The following is a 17,243-nucleotide window of genomic DNA, read 5'->3' on the forward strand; positions in this document are numbered from 1 at the left end:
GCAGATCCTTGTCCGTCGGCCCTGCCAGCCCCGCCGGATCGGTCTGGAGCCATCCCGGCTGCGGCGCGCCGCCGGGATGCGTGGGGGGACAGGATCGGTTCACGCAGGCTGGTGAACGTCCGAAAGGTCGAAGGCCAGGATGCGGGATGCGGCGTCGCCCAGGCGGTCCTCGATGATCCCTTGTGCCGTGGAAAAGAAGAAATCCTCGTTCAGGACCAGTCTTTCGGCCGCCAGCCAAAGCTGCTGCGCCGATCCGCCCCATTTGGCGAACAGCACCTGCTTGCGGTCGTCCGAGGCGGAAAACTGGACCGCGCCGGTGGTGACGGCAAGGCTGCCCCGGTCAAGTTCCGCTTCGCCGATCTGGATGGCCCCGTCGCCCTTGCGGGACGTTTCGGCGTCCAGCAGGACCAGCCGGTTGTCGCCGCCGGCCAGGCCGCGCAGCCCGTCCAGAACCGCGCGGATCGCCCGCAGCTTGTTCACGCCCGCCACGCCGGCCATGATGTCCATGGCCATGGCATCCAGCGTGGCCTTCAGATCCCTGGCCGTCGCCTGGCGCGTGATGGATCCGGTGATGGTCCATCCCGCGGCGGCAAGTGCTGCGTTGTAGGTCGTCCACCATGCCGTGCGGTCGGCCAGCCGGTCGGCTGCGGCATCGGCGGCGCGCTGCGCGAATTGGGTCGAATAAAGCACCGCCCGGCGCTGATCGGCCGTCAGGGCGTCGCCCAGGGCCATCACCTCGGCGCCATTCATGGCTGCGGTCGCCTGTTCCAGGTCACTGTCAAGCCTTTCGGTCCCGCCGTCGCCGCGCGGGCGGGGGCTTTCGGGCATCGTGTCCGCGATCCGGCGCAACCGGGCAACCGCGCGGTCGCCCGGCTGCGTTCCCGACGGGGCCGGACGGCGCTTCGGCCAGTCCTGATTGGCGCCGCGCGTATCGACATGCGTGAAGCCGGCATATCGTCCGATGCCGCCCCGGAAATCGCCTTCGTCGCGCATCCGGGCCAGGGCGTCGGCGACCCGAGACGGCGCGATCCCGTCGGCGGTGATGTCGCAGGCGCGGAACTGCAGGTGCCAGGATTGCTCTGCCCCATTGATCGCCTTGTTGTATTCGCGGGTGCGATAGGCGCTGGTGATGCGGATCGGCGCGTCAAGCCGCGCCCGGAGCTTGTCCAGCACCTGCGCGGTGGGGATGATGTTGGCCCACAGGGTTTCCGGCGGGGCCGCGTTCAGGCCGCGCCCCTTGCCGTTTCCAAAATGGGCCGATCCCAGAAACAGGAACTCCCCGGGGTCGAAATGGACGATGCCAAAGGGCTTCATGAAGTCGCGGAACCTGCGGACCACCGCGTCGGGCACGGCCAAGGCGCTGCCCTGGCCTCGGGCGGGGTGCAGCGCGGTTTCCGCAACATCCTCGCCCTCGTCGGCCAGGGTCAGCGGATCGGCGCCGTCATCGCGTCCAGGCGCCGCGTCCTGGCCCGGTTCAGGATCTTTTCCGGGAACGTCCGCCGCAGCATGGTCACGGTCCTGGTCCGGGCCGTCCTCGGCCCCGGAGCGGGGCACCGTGAAGGGCCGCTGCCTTGCGAAGGCCGGATCCTGGGGTTGGGGCGTGAACAGGCCCGGCGTCTGCGTGGTGCCCGCCAGTTCCTCGGCCAGCTTGCGCTTCAGGGCGGTGTGGCTGCCGGTGAACGCGCCGCTGTCCCAGATGCGCAGCAGGGCGGTGGTGAAGGCGCCGTTCTGGTCGCCGTCGGCGGCCTCCTGGTCGTCTTCGCAGGCGCTGAACTGGATCACCGTCGCGTCAAGGGGCGTGACGGCCGAGGCGAGGATCGCCCGGTCCACATGCGGCAGATCGCGCGCGATGCGTTCGTAGAAGTCCCGGTTCTGATCCTCGACCGCGGCGGCCACCGCGCGGGGCAGGTTGCGCGGGCGGATCGGCGCGGCGGCCTCCATCGCCAGGGGCATGACCCCCTTGCGGGCCATCGTGCCGGAATGGCAGCAGTCCGCCACAACCGTGACGCGCACCCCCTTCCGGAAGCCGGAACACAGGTGCCAGAATTCGTCGTCGATCATCTGGCTGTCGAACAGGCACAGCGTGCTGTCCATCAGGCCCTTGGGATTGGTCCTCTCGTCGCCGTTCATGTCGGTGATGCGTGATCCGTGGCCCGCGAAGGTGAACAGGAACTGGTCGCCCCCCTGCAGGTCGCGCGCGGCGCGGCGCATTCCTTCGATCACCGCCTCGCGGGTCGCGTCGGCCGTCAGCAGGATGTCGGCCTTGAAGCCTTCGGCACGGGCCAGGCCGCGCATGGCGAGGGCGTCGTTCTCGCAGCCATACAGCCTGCCGTCGTTGCCGGCGTAATGGCGCGGATCGAGGGCGTTCAGGCCGACATGCAGGGAATAGGCGCGGTTTTGATGCCCCGCCCGCATGTGGGCGGTCTGCTGCAGGCTTTTCCAGGACGCGGACCGGGCGGGCTGCGGGCGGCGGGCGGTGATTTCCTTCACCTTCGTCAGGATCACGGACGCCACCTTGGCGAAGGTCAATGAACCGCTCCGGGTTTGCCGGAGGCTCCAACTCCTGAGTAGGATGGAGCATCATGAGCAAGACCACGCACAAGTTTTCACTGAAGTGCGCGAACGCGCCGTGCGGCGGTCGTCCGGAAGATCGGGCGCCATCCGCTGCGCCCGGCCGCGGCCACCCCAATCGTGGCGGCAGCCCCCAAGGAAGCCAAGGACCGGAACGAGGCCCGAAAGGCAGAAGCAGCTCGGGCAAAGCGAGACCGGGATATTCAGCGGCTGAATGAGTTGAAGGCGAAATATGAAGCCGAAGCCAGCACGGCGCCGGTGAAAGCGTCGAAAGCCGAGGCCGACTAACCGAGACACTTGAGGCGTTGATCTGAACAAGCGTCTTGGCAACCTACGCCCTTGTCTGGCCCAGCCTTGATTTTCAGGTGGCATTTTGCTACCTATAGATCAATACAGGAGGCAAACATGGCTCAGTCCGTAAAACTTGCCGATGATGTCATGGCCCTGGTCCGCCGCGAGGCGGAGCTGCACAGCCGATCCGTTGCCGGTCAGATCACGCATTGGCTCAAGATCGGCCGGGCGATCGAGCACTCCGGCAGGTTCGATCATGCCCGCCTTACCGCCGTGCTCGAAGGCAAGCTCGACACCACCCAGTTGAGCGAGGATGAAGAAGCCGCGTGGCTCGATGCTTTCACGGACAAGATGGGACAGCCTTCAGACGCCGAGAAGGCCTTCTTTGCCCGGTGCCAGGCGCTTGGTCAGGGCGTCGGCTTGGATGCCGGTGGCAACCTCATCTACGCCCCCGATAATACCGCCGCATGAGACCAAGCCTTGTCCTGCTTGCCGGAGCCAATGGCGCCGGGAAATCGACCCTGTATCAGACCCGCGTGGCACCCAGCTTCGCGGGTCCGTTCATCAATGCGGACATCATCCAGCGCGACGAACTTCGGGATCCCTCGATGGAGGCGTCATACAAGGCCGCTAGGATCGCCGAGGCCCGCCGGATCGAGATGCTGGACGCTCGCCAGAGCTTCGCGACCGAGACCGTCTTCTCGCACCCCTCCAAGCTTGAACTCATCGAAGCGGCCCGCGCGCGGGATTACCTTGTGATCGTCATGCATGTGGGCGTGGATAGTCCCGATCTGTCCGTTAGCCGGGTCAGGGCCCGCACCCAGGAGGGCGGGCATGATGTCCCCGAAGACAAGATCCGCGCCCGCTACGAACGCAGCCAGCCCCTTGTCCGGGAAGCGGTGCTGCGGGCGGATCGCGGCATGGTGTTCGACAACTCGCGGCTGAACACACCGCCGCAGCAGATGCTGGTCTTTGCCAATGGCCGCCTGATCAAGGCCGACCCGATCCTGCCTCGATGGATCCTGACGGCCTATGCCGCCGATCTTGTGATCTGACCCCAGGGCGATCACACGTGGTGCCGCCAAGGCTGCATCAGTAAATCGGCAACCCTATCGTTTCAGCATCAGTTTGCATCAGTAAATCTCGCTGATGTCGGCGTAAGTCCTTGATTTCCGGTGCCCGAACCATCAGCCGGGCACCAGCCGGAAAATCATCTAACCCGTTGATTATCCAAGCCGATAGTTCGGGCTTTCCCGCGTGATCTGCACGTCGTGGACATGGCTTTCCTTCAGCCCCGCGCCGGTGATGCGCACGAACTGGCAGTTCCGGCGCATCTCCTCGACCGTGGCGCAGCCGGTATAGCCCATGGCGGCGCGCAGGCCCCCCACCAGCTGATGGATCACCGCGCTGGCGGAACCCTTGTAGGGCACCTGGCCCTCGATGCCTTCAGGCACCAGCTTGTCGGTCGCGGCGTCCTTCTGGAAATAGCGGTCCGCCGAACCGCGCGCCATGGCGCCCAGGCTGCCCATCCCGCGATAGGACTTGAAGCTGCGGCCCTGATACAGGATCACCTCGCCCGGGGATTCGTCCGTGCCGGCGATAGCGCTGCCCACCATGGCGCAGCTTGCGCCCGCGGCGATGGCCTTGGCGAAATCGCCCGAGAACTTGATGCCCCCGTCCGCGATGATCGGCACGTCGCCCGCAGCGGATGCCGCGTCCATGATCGCCGTCAGCTGCGGCACGCCCACGCCCGCGACGATCCGCGTGGTGCAGATCGAGCCCGGCCCGATGCCCACCTTGACCGCATCCGCGCCCGCGTCGATCAGGGCCCGCGTGGCCTCGGCGGTGGCCACGTTGCCCGCCACCACCTGCACCTGGTTCGAGAACATCTTGACCCGTTCCACCGCACGCGCCACGCCCGCCGAATGGCCGTGGGCGGTGTCGATCACCACCATGTCCACGCCCGCCTCGATCAGGGCCTGGCTGCGCTCGAACCCCTCGTCGCCCACGGTGGATGCGGCGGCCACCCGCAGGCGGCCCAGGTCGTCCTTGCAGGCCAGCGGGTTCAGGACCGACTGCTCGGTATCCTTCAGCGTCAGAAGCCCGGTCAGCTTGCCCTGCCCGTCCGTGACCAGCAGCTTTTCGATCCGGCGGGCCTTCATCAGGCTGATCGCCTCGGCCCGGTCGGCGGGCTCGCGCAGGATGGCCAGGTTTTCCGACGACATCACCGCGCGCACCGGGGTCCGGTTGTCGCTGGCAAAGCGCATGTCCCGGTTGGTGACGATGCCGACCACGCGCCCCTCGTCGTCCACGACCGGAAAGCCCGTGACGTTGTAGCGTTCCTGGAAGGCCCGCGCATCGCCCACCGTCTGGTCGGCGCGCAGCGTGATCGGGTCATAGACGATCCCGGATTCGAACCGCTTGACGCGGCGGACCTCGTCGGCCTGCTGTTCGGCCGTCAGGTTGCGGTGGATCACGCCCATGCCGCCGGCCTGGGCCATGGCGATGGCCATGCGGCTTTCCGTCACCGTGTCCATCGCGGACGACAGCAGCGGGATGTTCATGGCGATGGCGCGCGTCACGCGCGTGGTCACATCGGCGGTCGAGGGCATGACCGTGGATGCGGCGGGGACCAGAAGAACATCGTCAAAGGTCAGGGCCTCACGAATCTGCATGGCGGGTGTCCTTGCGGCAATTTCGTTTGGCAGTTTCCCCTTTCACGGGCAGCGGGGTTTGTCCAGTGCGCAGCGGCGATTTTGTTGTGCCGGAATCGCATGGCGGAACAACCGAAAGTTGCTGCAAAGCCACGGGCGGGGGGCGCGTTCCGGGCGAACGCCGCGTCATGTTGCGCAGTTAATTGATTCGTAGAACATCGGCGATAAGTTGCGAATCCAGCGGTCCCATGACTGCCAAGGGAGGAACCTATGAAAAAAATTATGACGGGCAGCGCGGTTCTGCTGATCTCCGCGTCACCGCTGGTCGCGGGGGGGATCGAACGCGCGCCGCAGTCACTGTCGGTGCTGTTCGAGGAAGGGAACTACGCCGAGTTGAGCTTTGGCGGCGTCGATCCGACGGTCGAGGGAAAGGACATCGCGGGCTTCGACACGGGCGACGTGGCGCAGGGCTATGGCTTCGTGGGCCTGGCCTACAAGCACCAGTTCAACGACAACCTGTCGGCGGCCATCATCATGGAACAGCCCTTTGGGGCGGATATCCTGTATCCGACGCAACCCAACCCGCTTGCCCCCAATCCCGCCGTCGAAGGATCGCCCGTCCTGGGCGGAACGCGGGTCGAGGTGAATTCGACCACCTTCACGGCCTTGGCGCGATACAGGTTCGAGAACAACTTCTCGATCCATGGCGGGATCCGCGCCTCGAAAGCCGATGGCCGCGTGACCCTGGACGGGGCGGGATACAGCAGGATCGCACCGCCCTACAACCTGCAGATCGACGACGAATGGGGCGTGGGCTATGTCATCGGCGCGGCCTACGAGATACCCGAGATCGCCGGCCGCGTGTCGCTGACCTACAACTCGGCGATCGAGCATGACTTCGACATGACCGAAACCGGCGACATCATCGCGGGAGCGACCGGCGGCCTGACCGACACCATCTCGGGGCAATACACGGTCAAGACACCGCGCAGCTGGACCCTGGAAGGACAGACCGGGGTGGCCGAGGACACGCTGGTCTTCGGGTCGATCCGCTGGGTGAAATGGTCGGAATTCATCGTCGATAACGGCGTCTTCCCGATCACGACGCCCACCGGGGGCACGGTTCCGCTGGTCGAGGTCGAGGATACGACGACCTATACGCTGGGCATCGGCCGCAAGTTCACCGAAAACTGGTCCGGCTCCTTGTCGTTCACCTATGAAGCCAGCGAGGGCGACACGGTTTCGCCGCTTGCCCCCACCAACGGGCGCAAGGGCGTGACGCTGGCGGCCATCTATTCGATGGACAACATCAAGGTCACGACGGGCATCAACTATACCCGTCTGGGCGGCTCCGACCTGGGCATCGGGGAAACCGGCAACAAGACGACCGTCGCCACGATGGACGACGGCCATGCCTGGGGCGTGGGCGTCCGCATCGGCTACAGCTTCTGACGCCGCATCCACCGCGACAGGCAAGGCCCCGCCCCGGCGGGGCCTTTGCTTTCGGCAAGGGCCGCATTACCTATGCGCGCGAAACCGAAGGAACACCCGATGATCTATGGCAGCGGCGGCGAATGGTTAGGAACGGGCGCGAAACGCGTCGTGCTGTTCGGCATGTCGGGACTTGGCAAGACCTATCTGGCCAACATGCTGCGCGACGCAGGCGACTGGTTCCATTATTCCGTCGATTACCGCATCGGCACCCGCTACATGGGCGAATTCATCGCCGACAACTTCAAGCGCGAGGCGATGAAGGTGCCCTTCCTGCGCGATCTGCTGTTGTCGGACAGCGTGTACATCGCCAGCAACATCACCTTCGACAATCTGGCGCCCCTCTCCACCTATCTGGGCAAGCCCGGCAGCCCCTCGCGCGGGGGGCTGCCCTTCGACGAATACTGCCTGCGCCAGAACCAGCACCGGCGCGCGGAAATCGCGGCGCTGCTGGACACGCGGCACTTCATGGACCGCGCCCGCGACATCTATGCCATCCCGCATTTCGTCTGCGATTCAGGCGGGTCCATCTGCGAGGTCGTGGATCCCGACGACCCCGCCGATCCGGTGCTGTCCGCGCTGGAACGCGACCTGCTGATGGTCTGGATCAAGGGGTCGGACGCCCATACCGCCGAACTGGTGCGCCGCTTCGACCGCGCGCCCAAGCCCATGTATTACCAGCCGGAATTCCTGGAAAAGGCCTGGATCGCCTATCGTGTGGAAAAGGGGCTGGAAGGGGACGAGGTCAATCCCGACGACTTCATCCGCTGGACCTATGCCCGCGCGCTGGCGCACCGCCAGCCGCGTTATCAGGCGATGGCGCGGCGCGGCGTCACCGTCCTGGCCGAGGAGGTGGCCGAGGTGCGGACCCCTGCCGACTTCGACCGCCTGATCGCCCGCGCCATCGACCGCAAGGAATAAGCCATGCCCATCACCCTGAACGAGAACCTGCCCGCCTATCGCATCCTGTCGGATGAAGGGGTGATGGTCATGTCTCCGGGCCGGGCGGCGACGCAGGACATCCGGCCCCTGCGCATCGGGCTTCTGAACCTGATGCCCAAGAAGATCCAGACGGAAAACCAGTTTGCCCGGCTGATCGGGGCCACGCCGCTGCAGATCGACTTCCAGTTGATCCGCATGTCCGACCACGAAAGCCGCAACACGGCGGCCGACCACATGGAAAGCTTCTATCGCCCCTTCCGCGAGGTCGAGGCGACCGGGGAAAAGTTCGACGGGCTGATCATCACCGGCGCCCCGGTGGAACAGCTTCCCTTCGAGGACGTGACCTATTGGGACGAACTGACCCGCGTCTTCGACTGGACGCAGCGCCATGTCCATTCGACCTTCGGCGTCTGCTGGGGCGGCATGGCGATGGCCTGGCATTTCCACCGGCTGGAAAAGCACCCCCTGGACCACAAGGCCTTCGGCTGCTTCCGCCATCACAACATGGCCCCCGCATCCCCCTATCTGCGCGGCTTTTCCGACGACGTGCTGGTCCCGGTCAGCCGCTGGACCGAGGTGCGCCAGACCGATGTGGACGCCCGCCCTGCCCTGCGCACACTGCTGGCCAGCGACCAGTGCGGCCCCTGCCTGCTGGAGGATCCGGGGCACCGCGCGCTCTATATCTTCAACCACCTGGAATACGACAGCACGACCCTGAAAGAGGAATACGACCGCGACGTGGCGGCGGGCAAGGCGATCACCGTGCCGTTGAACTATTATCCCGACGACGATCCGACGCGCGCGCCGTCGAACCGCTGGCGCAGCCATGCGCATCTGCTCTACGGTAACTGGATCAACGAGATCTACCAGACGACCGAATACGACCTGTCCCGCATCGGCGAAGGATGAACGATGGTCAAGACACCGGACCTGCCGCTGGTCGGCCAGATCACGGCGGCGCTGAAGGCCGCGCCCAAGGACATCCGCAAGCTGCTGGACGGCGCGGGCAAGGACGACATCCTGGACCCGACCTATCCCTATCGCGCCGAGATGGACAAGAAGGCCTATGAGGCGCAGATGGACGGGTTGCAGTTGCAACTGGTCCGCATGATGCACGACATCGTCGCCACCAGAAAGCGGCTGGTCGTCCTGTTCGAGGGGCGCGACGCCGCCGGCAAGGGCGGCACCATCGAACGCACGCGCCAGAACCTCAACCCGCGTTCCGCCACTATCGTGGCCCTGCCCACCCCCACCGAACGCGAGGCGGGCCAGTGGTATTTCCAGCGCTACGTGGACTGGCTGCCCGCCGCGGGGGAAATCGCGCTGTTCGACCGCAGCTGGTACAACCGCGGCATCGTGGAACGCGTCTTCGGCTTTTCGACCGAGCAGCAGAGGAACGCCTTCTTCCGCCAGCTTCCGGGGTTCGAGCAGACCCTGGTCGATGACGGCATCATCCTGGTCAAGCTGTGGCTGAACGTGGGCCGCGCCGAACAGATGCGCCGCTTCCTGGACCGCGAGGCCGATCCGCTGAAGCAATGGAAGCTGTCGCGCATCGACGTGGAGGGGCTGGCGAAATGGGACGATTATACGGTGGCGATCCGCGACACGCTGAACCTGTCGCATTCGCCCATCGCGCCCTGGACCGTGATCCGGTCCGACGACAAGCGCCGCGCGCGGCTGGCCGCGATCCAGACGGTGCTGAACGCCGTCGATTACGCAGGCAAGGACGGGGAGGCCATCGGCACGCCCGATCCGGCGATCACCGGCGGGCCGGACCTGCTGGACGTATAGGAGAAAGCCATGGACCTGAAAGACAGCCGCGCCATCGTGACCGGGGGCGCCTCGGGCCTCGGGGCGGCGACAGTGGCCTGGTTCCGCCAGCAGGGTGCGCAGGTGGTCGTTCTGGACCGCGCGGCGGGCGACGGTCCGCAGCATGTGCAGGCGGACGTGACCTCGGCCGACAGCGCGGCGGCGGCCATCGCGCAGGCCGTGGACCGGATGGGCGGCATCGACATCTGCGTGAACTGCGCAGGGATCGTGATCGGCGAAAAGACCCTGGGCCGCAACGGGCCGCATGACCTGGACAGCTTCCGCCGCGTGGTCGAGGTGAACCTGATCGGCAGCTTCAACATCCTGCGGCTGGCCGCAGCCGAGATGGCGAAGAACGGGCGCACGGAAAACGGCGTGATCGTCAACACGGCGTCCATCGCGGCCTTCGACGGGCAGAAGGGACAGGCCGCCTATGCCGCCTCCAAGGCGGGGATCGCGGGCATGACCCTGCCGCTTGCGCGCGACCTGGCGGCATTGGGCATCCGCGTCTGCGCCATCGCGCCGGGCATCTTTGCCACGCCCATGCTGCGCGGGCTGCCGCAGGAGGTGCAGGACGGGTTGGCGGCGGAAGTGACCTGTCCGCCGCGCCTTGGCGACTCGGCGGAGTTCGCGCGCCTTGCCGCGCATATCGTCGAAAACGCCTATCTGAACGGCGAGGTGATCCGCCTGGACGGCGCGCTGCGGATGCGGTGATCAACGGTCCTTGACCGGCGCGCGATGCCCTTGCGCGGCGGTTTTCCCGCCGCTAGCGTTTGCATCAAACCCGCCCAACAGGAAGGCCCGATTTCATGCGCTTGCTGACCACCACCGCCCTCGCCTCTGCCATCGCCCTGCCTGCGCTTGCGGCGGACCCGGACCTGACCGTCTTCGACTGGGCCGGGTTCGAGGAACCCTCGATCTTCCAGGCCTATATCGACAAGCACGGCGACAGCCCGACCTATGCCTTCTACGGCGACGACGACGAGGCGTTCCAGAAGATCGCCTCGGGCTTCAAGGCCGACGTGGCGCATCCCTGCAGCCAGATGGTCAGCAAATACCGCGACGCGGGCCTGATCGAGCCCTGGGATACCACGAAGATCCCGAACTTCGACAAGATCGACCCGCAATTCCTGGCCTCGGACGTCTTCAAGGACGACGAAGGCGTCTGGTACATTCCGACCGACTGGGGCGCGACCGCCATCGCCTATAACCCCGAAACGGTGCCTGCCGAGGACGTATCGACCCTGCAGGTCTTCACCGACCCCAAATACCAGGGCCGCGTCTCGCTGCCGGATTCGTCGGACGATGTCTGGGCGCTGGCCTATCTGGCGACGGGCACGACCGACTGGACCGACGTGAGCGACGTACAGTTCCAGGCCGCCGCCGACTGGCTGCGCAAGGCGCACGGGAACGTCGCGGCCTATTGGGCGGACCCGTCGGAACAGGCGCAACTGATGGCCTCGGGCGCGGTGGACATCGCCTGGTCCTGGAACGACGGCGTGACCTATCTGCGGGCCGACAATTTTCCCGTGGCCTTCCAGCGCGCGCCCAGGGAAGGGTCGTCCACCTTCTTCTGCGGCTATGTCAACCTGAAGGACGGGCCGGGCAACGAGGACAAGGCCTATGACTTCATCAACGCCTGGCTGGAACCCTCGGCGGCCAAGGCGCTGCTGGACACGATCGGCTATGGCCACACCTCGACCGAGGCGATGGCCACCATCGCCGATGAGCCTGCGGTGAAGGAAGGCCTGGCCGAGGTCGATGCCCCGATCCTGGCGCAGACCCCGAACGACCCGGCGCAGCGCGAAAAGCAACTGGCCGAGTTCGAGAAGATCAAGGCGGGGTTCTGAGTCGGGAGCGGGGGGGGGGGGGGGGGGGGGGGGGGGGGGGGGGGGGGGGGGGGGGGGGGGGGGGGGGGGGGGGGGGGGGGGGGGGGGGGGGGGGGACTGGCGCAGACCCCGAACGACCCGGCGCAGCGCGAAAAGCAACTGGCCGAGTTCGAGAAGATCAAGGCGGGGTTCTGAGTCGGGAGCGCCGGGGGACTTCACGTCCCCCGGACCCCCTGTGGGATATTTAAGCCAAAGTGAAAGGGCGAGGCTTACGCAGCCTCGTCCTTTTTGCGTGGGGTATAGTTCAGGATCGGGGCCAGCCAGCGTTCGACCTCGGACAAGGCCATGCCCTTGCGTTGGGCATAGTCGCGGGCCTGGTCCTCCTCGATCTTCGCCACGCCGAAGTAATAGCTGTCCGGGTGGCCGATATAGAGGCCCGAAACCGAGGATCCCGGCCACATCGCCATGCTTTCGGTCAGCCGCACGCCCGTGGCGGCTTCCGCGTCCAGCAGGCGGAACAGGGTCAGCTTTTCCGTATGGTCCGGCTGTGCAGGATAGCCGGGCGCGGGGCGGATGCCTTTGTAGGGTTCGGCCACAAGTTCCTGCGGGGTGAAGGTTTCGTCGGCGGCATAGCCCCAGAACTCCTTGCGGACGCGTTCGTGCAGCATCTCGGCCATGGCCTCGGCGATGCGGTCGGCCAGCGCCTTGACCATGATCGCGGCGTAATCGTCATTCGCGCGTTCATAGCGGGCGGCGATTTCGCTTTCCTCGGGGCCAGCCGTCACCACGAAGCCGCCGACGTAATCGGGACGGCCTTCGGGCGCCACGAAATCGGACAGCGCGACATTCGGGCGGTCGCCGCGCTTGGTCACCTGCTGGCGCAGGGTGTGCAGGGTCGCCAGCGTTTCGCGCCGGTCTTCGCCGGTGAACAGGCGGATGTCGTCGCCCACCGCGTTGGCGGGCCAGAAGCCCACCACGGCGCGGGGGTTGAACCAGCGGCCGTCGATGATGCGGGCCAGCATCTCCTGCGCTTCGTGGAAAAGGGCGCGGGCGGCTTCGCCCTGCTTCTCATCCTCCAGGATGCGGGGATAGACGCCCTTCAACTCCCAGGTCTGGAAGAACGGTGTCCAGTCGATATAGCGCGCGATTTCCGCCAGATCCCAGTCGTCGATCACGCGGGTGCCGGTGAACTGCGGGATGGTGGCGCGCCAGTCCGACCAGTCCACCTTCAGCGCATTGGCCCGGGCGGCGGCCAGCGGCAGGCGCTGTTTCGCGGCCTCGGCCCGTTCGTGGCGTTCGGCCACGTCCAGGTATTCCGCCCGGATCGCCTGCACGTAATCCGCCTGCTGCGTGGGCGACAGCAGGGACGACACCACGCCCACCGCTCGGCTGGCGTCGGTAACATAGATCGCCGCGCCCTTGTGGTAACGCGGCGCGATCTTGACCGCCGTGTGGATCTTGGACGTGGTCGCCCCGCCAATCAGCAGCGGCACCTGGAAGCCCTCGCGCTCCATCTCGGACGCGACATGCACCATCTCGTCCAGCGACGGGGTGATCAGGCCGGACAGGCCGATCACATCGACGTTCTGTTCCCGCGCGACCTCCAGGATCTTCTGGGCGGGCACCATCACGCCCAGGTCGATGACCTCGTAATTGTTGCAGGCCAGCACGACGCCCACGATGTTCTTGCCGATGTCGTGAACGTCGCCCTTGACCGTTGCCATCAGGATCTTGCCCGCTGCCTGCCGGGTGTCGCCGCCATTGGCGGCCTTCTCGGCCTCCATGTAAGGCAGCAGCACGGCCACGGCCTGCTTCATCACGCGGGCCGATTTCACCACCTGCGGCAGGAACATCTTGCCCGCGCCGAAGAGATCCCCCACCACGTTCATCCCAGCCATCAGCGGGCCTTCGATGACGTGCAGCGGGCGTTCGGCGGCAAGGCGCGCTTCCTCGGTATCGGCCTCGATGAATTCGGTGATGCCATTGACCAGCGCGTGTTCCAGACGCTTCTCAACGGACCATTCGCGCCAGGACAGATCCTTTTCCCGCGCCTTGGCCCCGCCCTCGCCCTTGAAGCGTTCGGCGATCTCCAGCAGGCGTTCGGTCGCGTCCGGGCGGCGGTTCAGGACCACGTCCTCGCAGGCCTCTCGCAGGTCCGCGTCGATCTGGTCATAGACGGCCAACTGGCCTGCATTGACGATGCCCATGTCCATGCCCGCCTGGATGGCGTGATACAGGAACACGGCGTGCATCGCCTCTCGCACCGGCTCGTTGCCGCGGAAGCTGAAGGACAGGTTCGACACCCCGCCCGAGACATGGGCGTGCGGCAGGTTCCGGCGGATCCAGCGCGTGGCCTCGATGAAGTCCACGCCATAGTTGTTATGCTCCTCGATCCCGGTCGCCACGGCGAAGATGTTGGGGTCGAAGATGATGTCCTCGGGCGGGAAGCCCACTTCCTCGGTCAGGATGCGATAGGCGCGGGCGCAGATCTCGATCTTGCGGGCGCAGGTGTCTGCCTGGCCCTGTTCGTCGAAGGCCATGACCACGACCGCCGCGCCGTAAGCCAGGCACAGCGATGCCTGCTGGCGGAACTGCTCCTCTCCCTCCTTCATGCTGATCGAGTTCACGACCGGCTTGCCCTGCACGCATTGCAGGCCCGCCTCGATCACCTCCCATTTGGAACTGTCGATCATCACCGGGACGCGCGCGATGTCGGGTTCGGCGGCCAGCAGGTTCAGGAACTCGACCATGGCGGCCTTTGAATCGATCAGGCCCTCGTCCATGTTGATGTCGATGATCTGTGCCCCGTTTTCCACCTGGTCGCGCGCGACCTCCAGCGCCGCCGCATAGTCGCGGTTGGTGATCAGCTTGCGGAAACGGGCGGACCCGGTGACGTTGGTGCGTTCGCCCACGTTCACGAAGGGAATGTCGGGCGTCAGGGTAAAGGGTTCCAGCCCCGACAGGCGCAGGTGACGGTCAAGCATATTCGGGCACCTTTCTGGGGGCAAAGCCCGCCACGGCCTCGGCAATGGCACGGATGTGGTCGGGGGTGGTGCCGCAGCAGCCGCCGACGACGTTCACCAGCCCCTCGCGCGCGAATTCGGCGACCTGCACGGCGGTGTCGTTCGGGCCTTCGTCATACTGGCCGAAGGCATTGGGCAGCCCGGCATTGGGATAGGCGCAGATGTTGGTTTCCGCAACGCCCGCCAGTTCCGCCAGATGCGGCCGCATGGCGGATGCGCCAAGCGCGCAGTTCAGCCCCACCGACCAGGGCCGGGCGTGGCGCACCGAATACCAGAAGGCCGTCGGCGTCTGGCCCGACAGCGTGCGCCCCGAGGCATCCGTGATCGTGCCGGAAATCATCAGCGGCAGCGCCCGCCCATGTCCCTGCATCGCCTGGATGCAGGCAAAGATCGCGGCCTTGGCGTTCAGCGTGTCGAAAATCGTCTCGATCAGCAGGATGTCGGCGCCGCCCTCGATCAGGCCCTGCGCCTGTTGCAGATAGGCGACCCGCAGGTCGTCAAAGGTGACGGCGCGATAGCCGGGGTTGTTCACGTCCGGGCTGATGGATGCCGTGCGGTTCGTCGGCCCGATGGCGCCCGCGACGAAACGGGGCCGCCCGTCCTGCGCAGTGGCGCGGTCCAGCGCGCGGCGGACGATGCGCGCGCCTTCCACGTTCAGGTCATGGACCGCCCCCTGCATCCCGTAATCGGCCTGCGCGATGGTGGTGGCGGAAAAGGTGTTCGTCTCGACAATATCCGCGCCCGCCATGGCATAGCGGTAATGGATTTCCTCGACAGCCTCGGGCTGCGTCAGGATCAGCAGGTCGTTGTTGCCCTGCTGCGGATGGTCGGAATGATGGCGGCAGGCATGGCCCGACCCATGTCCGGTATAGTCGTCCTCGCCCAGGCCAAGCTGCTGGATCTGCGTGCCCATGGCCCCGTCGAGGATCAGGATCCGTTCGGCCGCAGCAGCGTCAAGCGCCGCGAATGCGGGGGATCGGGAAAGTCTGCCGGTCATTGTCTCACCTTCGCCAGGAAGGCGCAGATATAGCGGCTGGCCCCCGCAACGGCAAATTCATAATCCTACAGAAGATTATGAGGCCCTGCGATAAAGCCTGCTTTGGACCGCAAATATCCTCTGGGGGTCCGGGGGGCGAAGCGCCCCCGGCTTCGCCTTACTCCGCGCTGCTCCGCGCATAGACATCCTCATACCGGATGATGTCGTCCTCGCCCAGATAACTGCCGGTCTGCACCTCGATCAGCACCATCGGCACCTTGCCGGGGTTTTCCATCCGGTGAACCGCGCCCAGCGGCACATAGATCGACTGGTTTTCCGTCACCAGCGTCACGGTGTCGTCCACCGTGACCTTGGCCGTGCCGCTGACGACGATCCAGTGTTCCGACCGATGCACATGGCTTTGCAGCGAGAGCGACGCGCCGGGCTTGACCACGATCCGCTTGACCTGGAAGCGGTCGGCCAGGGCCAGCGTCTCGAACCAGCCCCAGGGGCGGTGGTCGCGCGGGAATGCGGTCGCCTGCTTGCAGCCCTTGGCCTTCAGCGCGGCGACGGCATGGCGCACGTCCTGCGCGCGGCTCTTGTCCGCCACCAGCACCGCGTCCGCCGTCGCCACCACCATCACGTCGGTCAGGCCGATGCCCACGACCTGCAAATCCTCGCTGTCGGACCGCAGCAGCACGTCATGGCAGTCGATGGCCGTCGAGTTGCCGTCCGTGACGACCCCATCATCCGTGGGCGATTCCAGCAGCGCCTCGCGCCAGACGGCGTCCCAACCGCCCAGGTCGGACCAGCGTTCGGAAAAGCGCACCACGGTCAGGTTGCCGGCCTTTTCCATCACGGCATAGTCGATGGACTGGTCGGGCAGGCTGTCCCAAGGCGTCTTGGCCAGCCGCAGAAAGCCGATGTCGTCCTTGGCATCATCCAGGGCCGTCAGCACGGGCGACAGGTATTCGGGCGCATGGGCGCGAAACGCGTCGATCATCACACGCGCCTTGAACAGGAAGATCCCGGCGTTCCACAGGAAATTGCCCCCTGCCAGCATCTGCGCCGCCGTGGCCGCGTCGGGCTTTTCGACAAAGCGCGCCAAGGGCTGCGGGCCATCGCCCTGTCCGGCCAGTTCCAGATAGCCATAGCCGGTCTCGGGACGGTCGGGGGTGATGCCGAACGTGACGATCTGGCCTTCTGTCGCCGGTTCCATGCCCTGCCGCACGGCGCGCGCGAAGGCGGCGCTGTCCGGGATCACGTGGTCCGAAGGGGCAACCAGCAGCAGCCCTTCGGGATCCTTGGCCGCGACCATCAGGGCCGCGACCAGGATCGCGGGGGCGGTGTTGCGGCCCGAGGGCTCGATCACGATGGCGCCGGGGCGGATGCCCACTTGGTCCAACTGTTCCGCCACGATGAAGCGGAAATCGGCGTTGGTCATCACCACCGGGTCTGCGAAGTCCGGGCCCGCCAGCCTGCGGGCCGATGCCTGGAACAGCGTCTCCTCGCCCACCAAGGGCGCGAACTGCTTGGGAAAGCTTTTCCGGGATACGGGCCACAGCCGGGTTCCCGATCCGCCAGCCATCAGAACGGGGGTGATCTTGGTCATGGTGCTGTCCCTTGCGACCTGGTTATGCGCCAAGGGATAGCCTGC

General features: G+C 66.2%; 13 protein-coding genes. 8 read left to right on the forward strand and 5 right to left on the reverse strand.

Features of this window, described 5'->3' with window-relative positions; genetic code table 11:
* Positions 1-99 precede the first annotated feature (99 nt).
* Positions 100-2,505, reverse strand: a complete 2,406-nt coding sequence (locus JX613_RS02005) for a caspase family protein (protein ID WP_207099757.1) — start codon at positions 2,503-2,505, stop codon at positions 100-102.
* Positions 2,506-2,976: 471 nt separating this feature from the next.
* On the opposite strand from JX613_RS02005, the gene JX613_RS02010 reads away from it, so the two are divergent.
* Together JX613_RS02010 and JX613_RS02015 are read left to right on the forward strand one after the other, a co-directional pair.
* Positions 2,977-3,333, forward strand: coding sequence for a TA system antitoxin ParD family protein (locus JX613_RS02010; protein WP_207099758.1), 357 nt, complete (start codon positions 2,977-2,979; stop codon positions 3,331-3,333).
* Positions 3,330-3,917, forward strand: a complete 588-nt coding sequence (locus JX613_RS02015) for an ATPase (RefSeq protein WP_207099759.1) — start codon at positions 3,330-3,332, stop codon at positions 3,915-3,917. Before JX613_RS02010 ends, JX613_RS02015 begins: the two co-directional genes overlap by 4 nt.
* 171 nt (positions 3,918-4,088) lie before the next feature.
* Here the strand turns inward: JX613_RS02015 and guaB are convergent, their stop codons facing one another.
* Positions 4,089-5,537 carry an IMP dehydrogenase gene (gene guaB / locus JX613_RS02020; RefSeq protein ID WP_207099760.1) on the reverse strand — a complete coding sequence of 483 codons (1,449 nt, stop codon included), beginning with the start codon at positions 5,535-5,537 and terminating at the stop codon, positions 4,089-4,091.
* Positions 5,538-5,786: 249 nt separating this feature from the next.
* Between guaB and JX613_RS02025 the strand changes: the two genes are divergently transcribed.
* The 6 genes from JX613_RS02025 (at position 5,787) to JX613_RS02050 (ending at position 11,608) form a co-directional block, all read left to right on the forward strand.
* Positions 5,787-6,968 (forward strand): OmpP1/FadL family transporter, encoded by a 1,182-nt coding sequence (locus tag JX613_RS02025; RefSeq protein ID WP_207099761.1) that lies wholly within the window; start codon positions 5,787-5,789, stop codon positions 6,966-6,968.
* Positions 6,969-7,067: 99 nt separating this feature from the next.
* Entirely contained in the window at positions 7,068-7,928 is an 861-nt protein-coding gene (locus JX613_RS02030; RefSeq protein WP_207099762.1) for an ATPase, read from the forward strand.
* A gap of 3 nt (positions 7,929-7,931) precedes the next feature.
* The gene (locus tag JX613_RS02035; RefSeq protein WP_207099763.1) at positions 7,932-8,858 is read left to right on the forward strand and encodes a homoserine O-acetyltransferase/O-succinyltransferase family protein; all 927 of its coding nucleotides are present in this window, start codon (positions 7,932-7,934) and stop codon (positions 8,856-8,858) included.
* A gap of 3 nt (positions 8,859-8,861) precedes the next feature.
* Entirely contained in the window at positions 8,862-9,740 is an 879-nt protein-coding gene (gene ppk2, locus JX613_RS02040; protein WP_207099764.1) for a polyphosphate kinase 2, read from the forward strand.
* 9 nt (positions 9,741-9,749) lie between these two features.
* Positions 9,750-10,472 carry an SDR family NAD(P)-dependent oxidoreductase gene (locus tag JX613_RS02045; protein WP_207099765.1) on the forward strand — a complete coding sequence of 241 codons (723 nt, stop codon included), beginning with the start codon at positions 9,750-9,752 and terminating at the stop codon, positions 10,470-10,472.
* A gap of 95 nt (positions 10,473-10,567) precedes the next feature.
* Positions 10,568-11,608: an ABC transporter substrate-binding protein gene (locus tag JX613_RS02050; RefSeq protein WP_207099766.1), complete on the forward strand. Its 1,041-nt coding sequence runs from the start codon at positions 10,568-10,570 to the stop codon at positions 11,606-11,608.
* 248 nt (positions 11,609-11,856) lie between these two features.
* Here JX613_RS02050 and metH read toward each other — a convergent pair whose 3' ends face one another.
* The 3 genes from metH to JX613_RS02065 form a co-directional block, all read right to left on the reverse strand.
* Entirely contained in the window at positions 11,857-14,571 is a 2,715-nt protein-coding gene (gene metH, locus JX613_RS02055) for a methionine synthase (protein ID WP_207099767.1), read from the reverse strand.
* Positions 14,564-15,607: a homocysteine S-methyltransferase family protein gene (locus JX613_RS02060; protein ID WP_207099768.1), complete on the reverse strand. Its 1,044-nt coding sequence runs from the start codon at positions 15,605-15,607 to the stop codon at positions 14,564-14,566. Before JX613_RS02060 ends, metH begins: the two co-directional genes overlap by 8 nt.
* Before the next feature lie 157 nt (positions 15,608-15,764).
* Complete coding sequence (locus JX613_RS02065; protein WP_207099769.1) at positions 15,765-17,198, reverse strand: mannose-1-phosphate guanylyltransferase/mannose-6-phosphate isomerase; 1,434 nt, start codon at positions 17,196-17,198, stop codon at positions 15,765-15,767.
* Between the last annotated feature and the right edge of the window lie 45 nt (positions 17,199-17,243).

This window comes from Paracoccus shandongensis, from assembly GCF_017315735.1.
Lineage (GTDB): Bacteria > Pseudomonadota > Alphaproteobacteria > Rhodobacterales > Rhodobacteraceae > Paracoccus > Paracoccus shandongensis.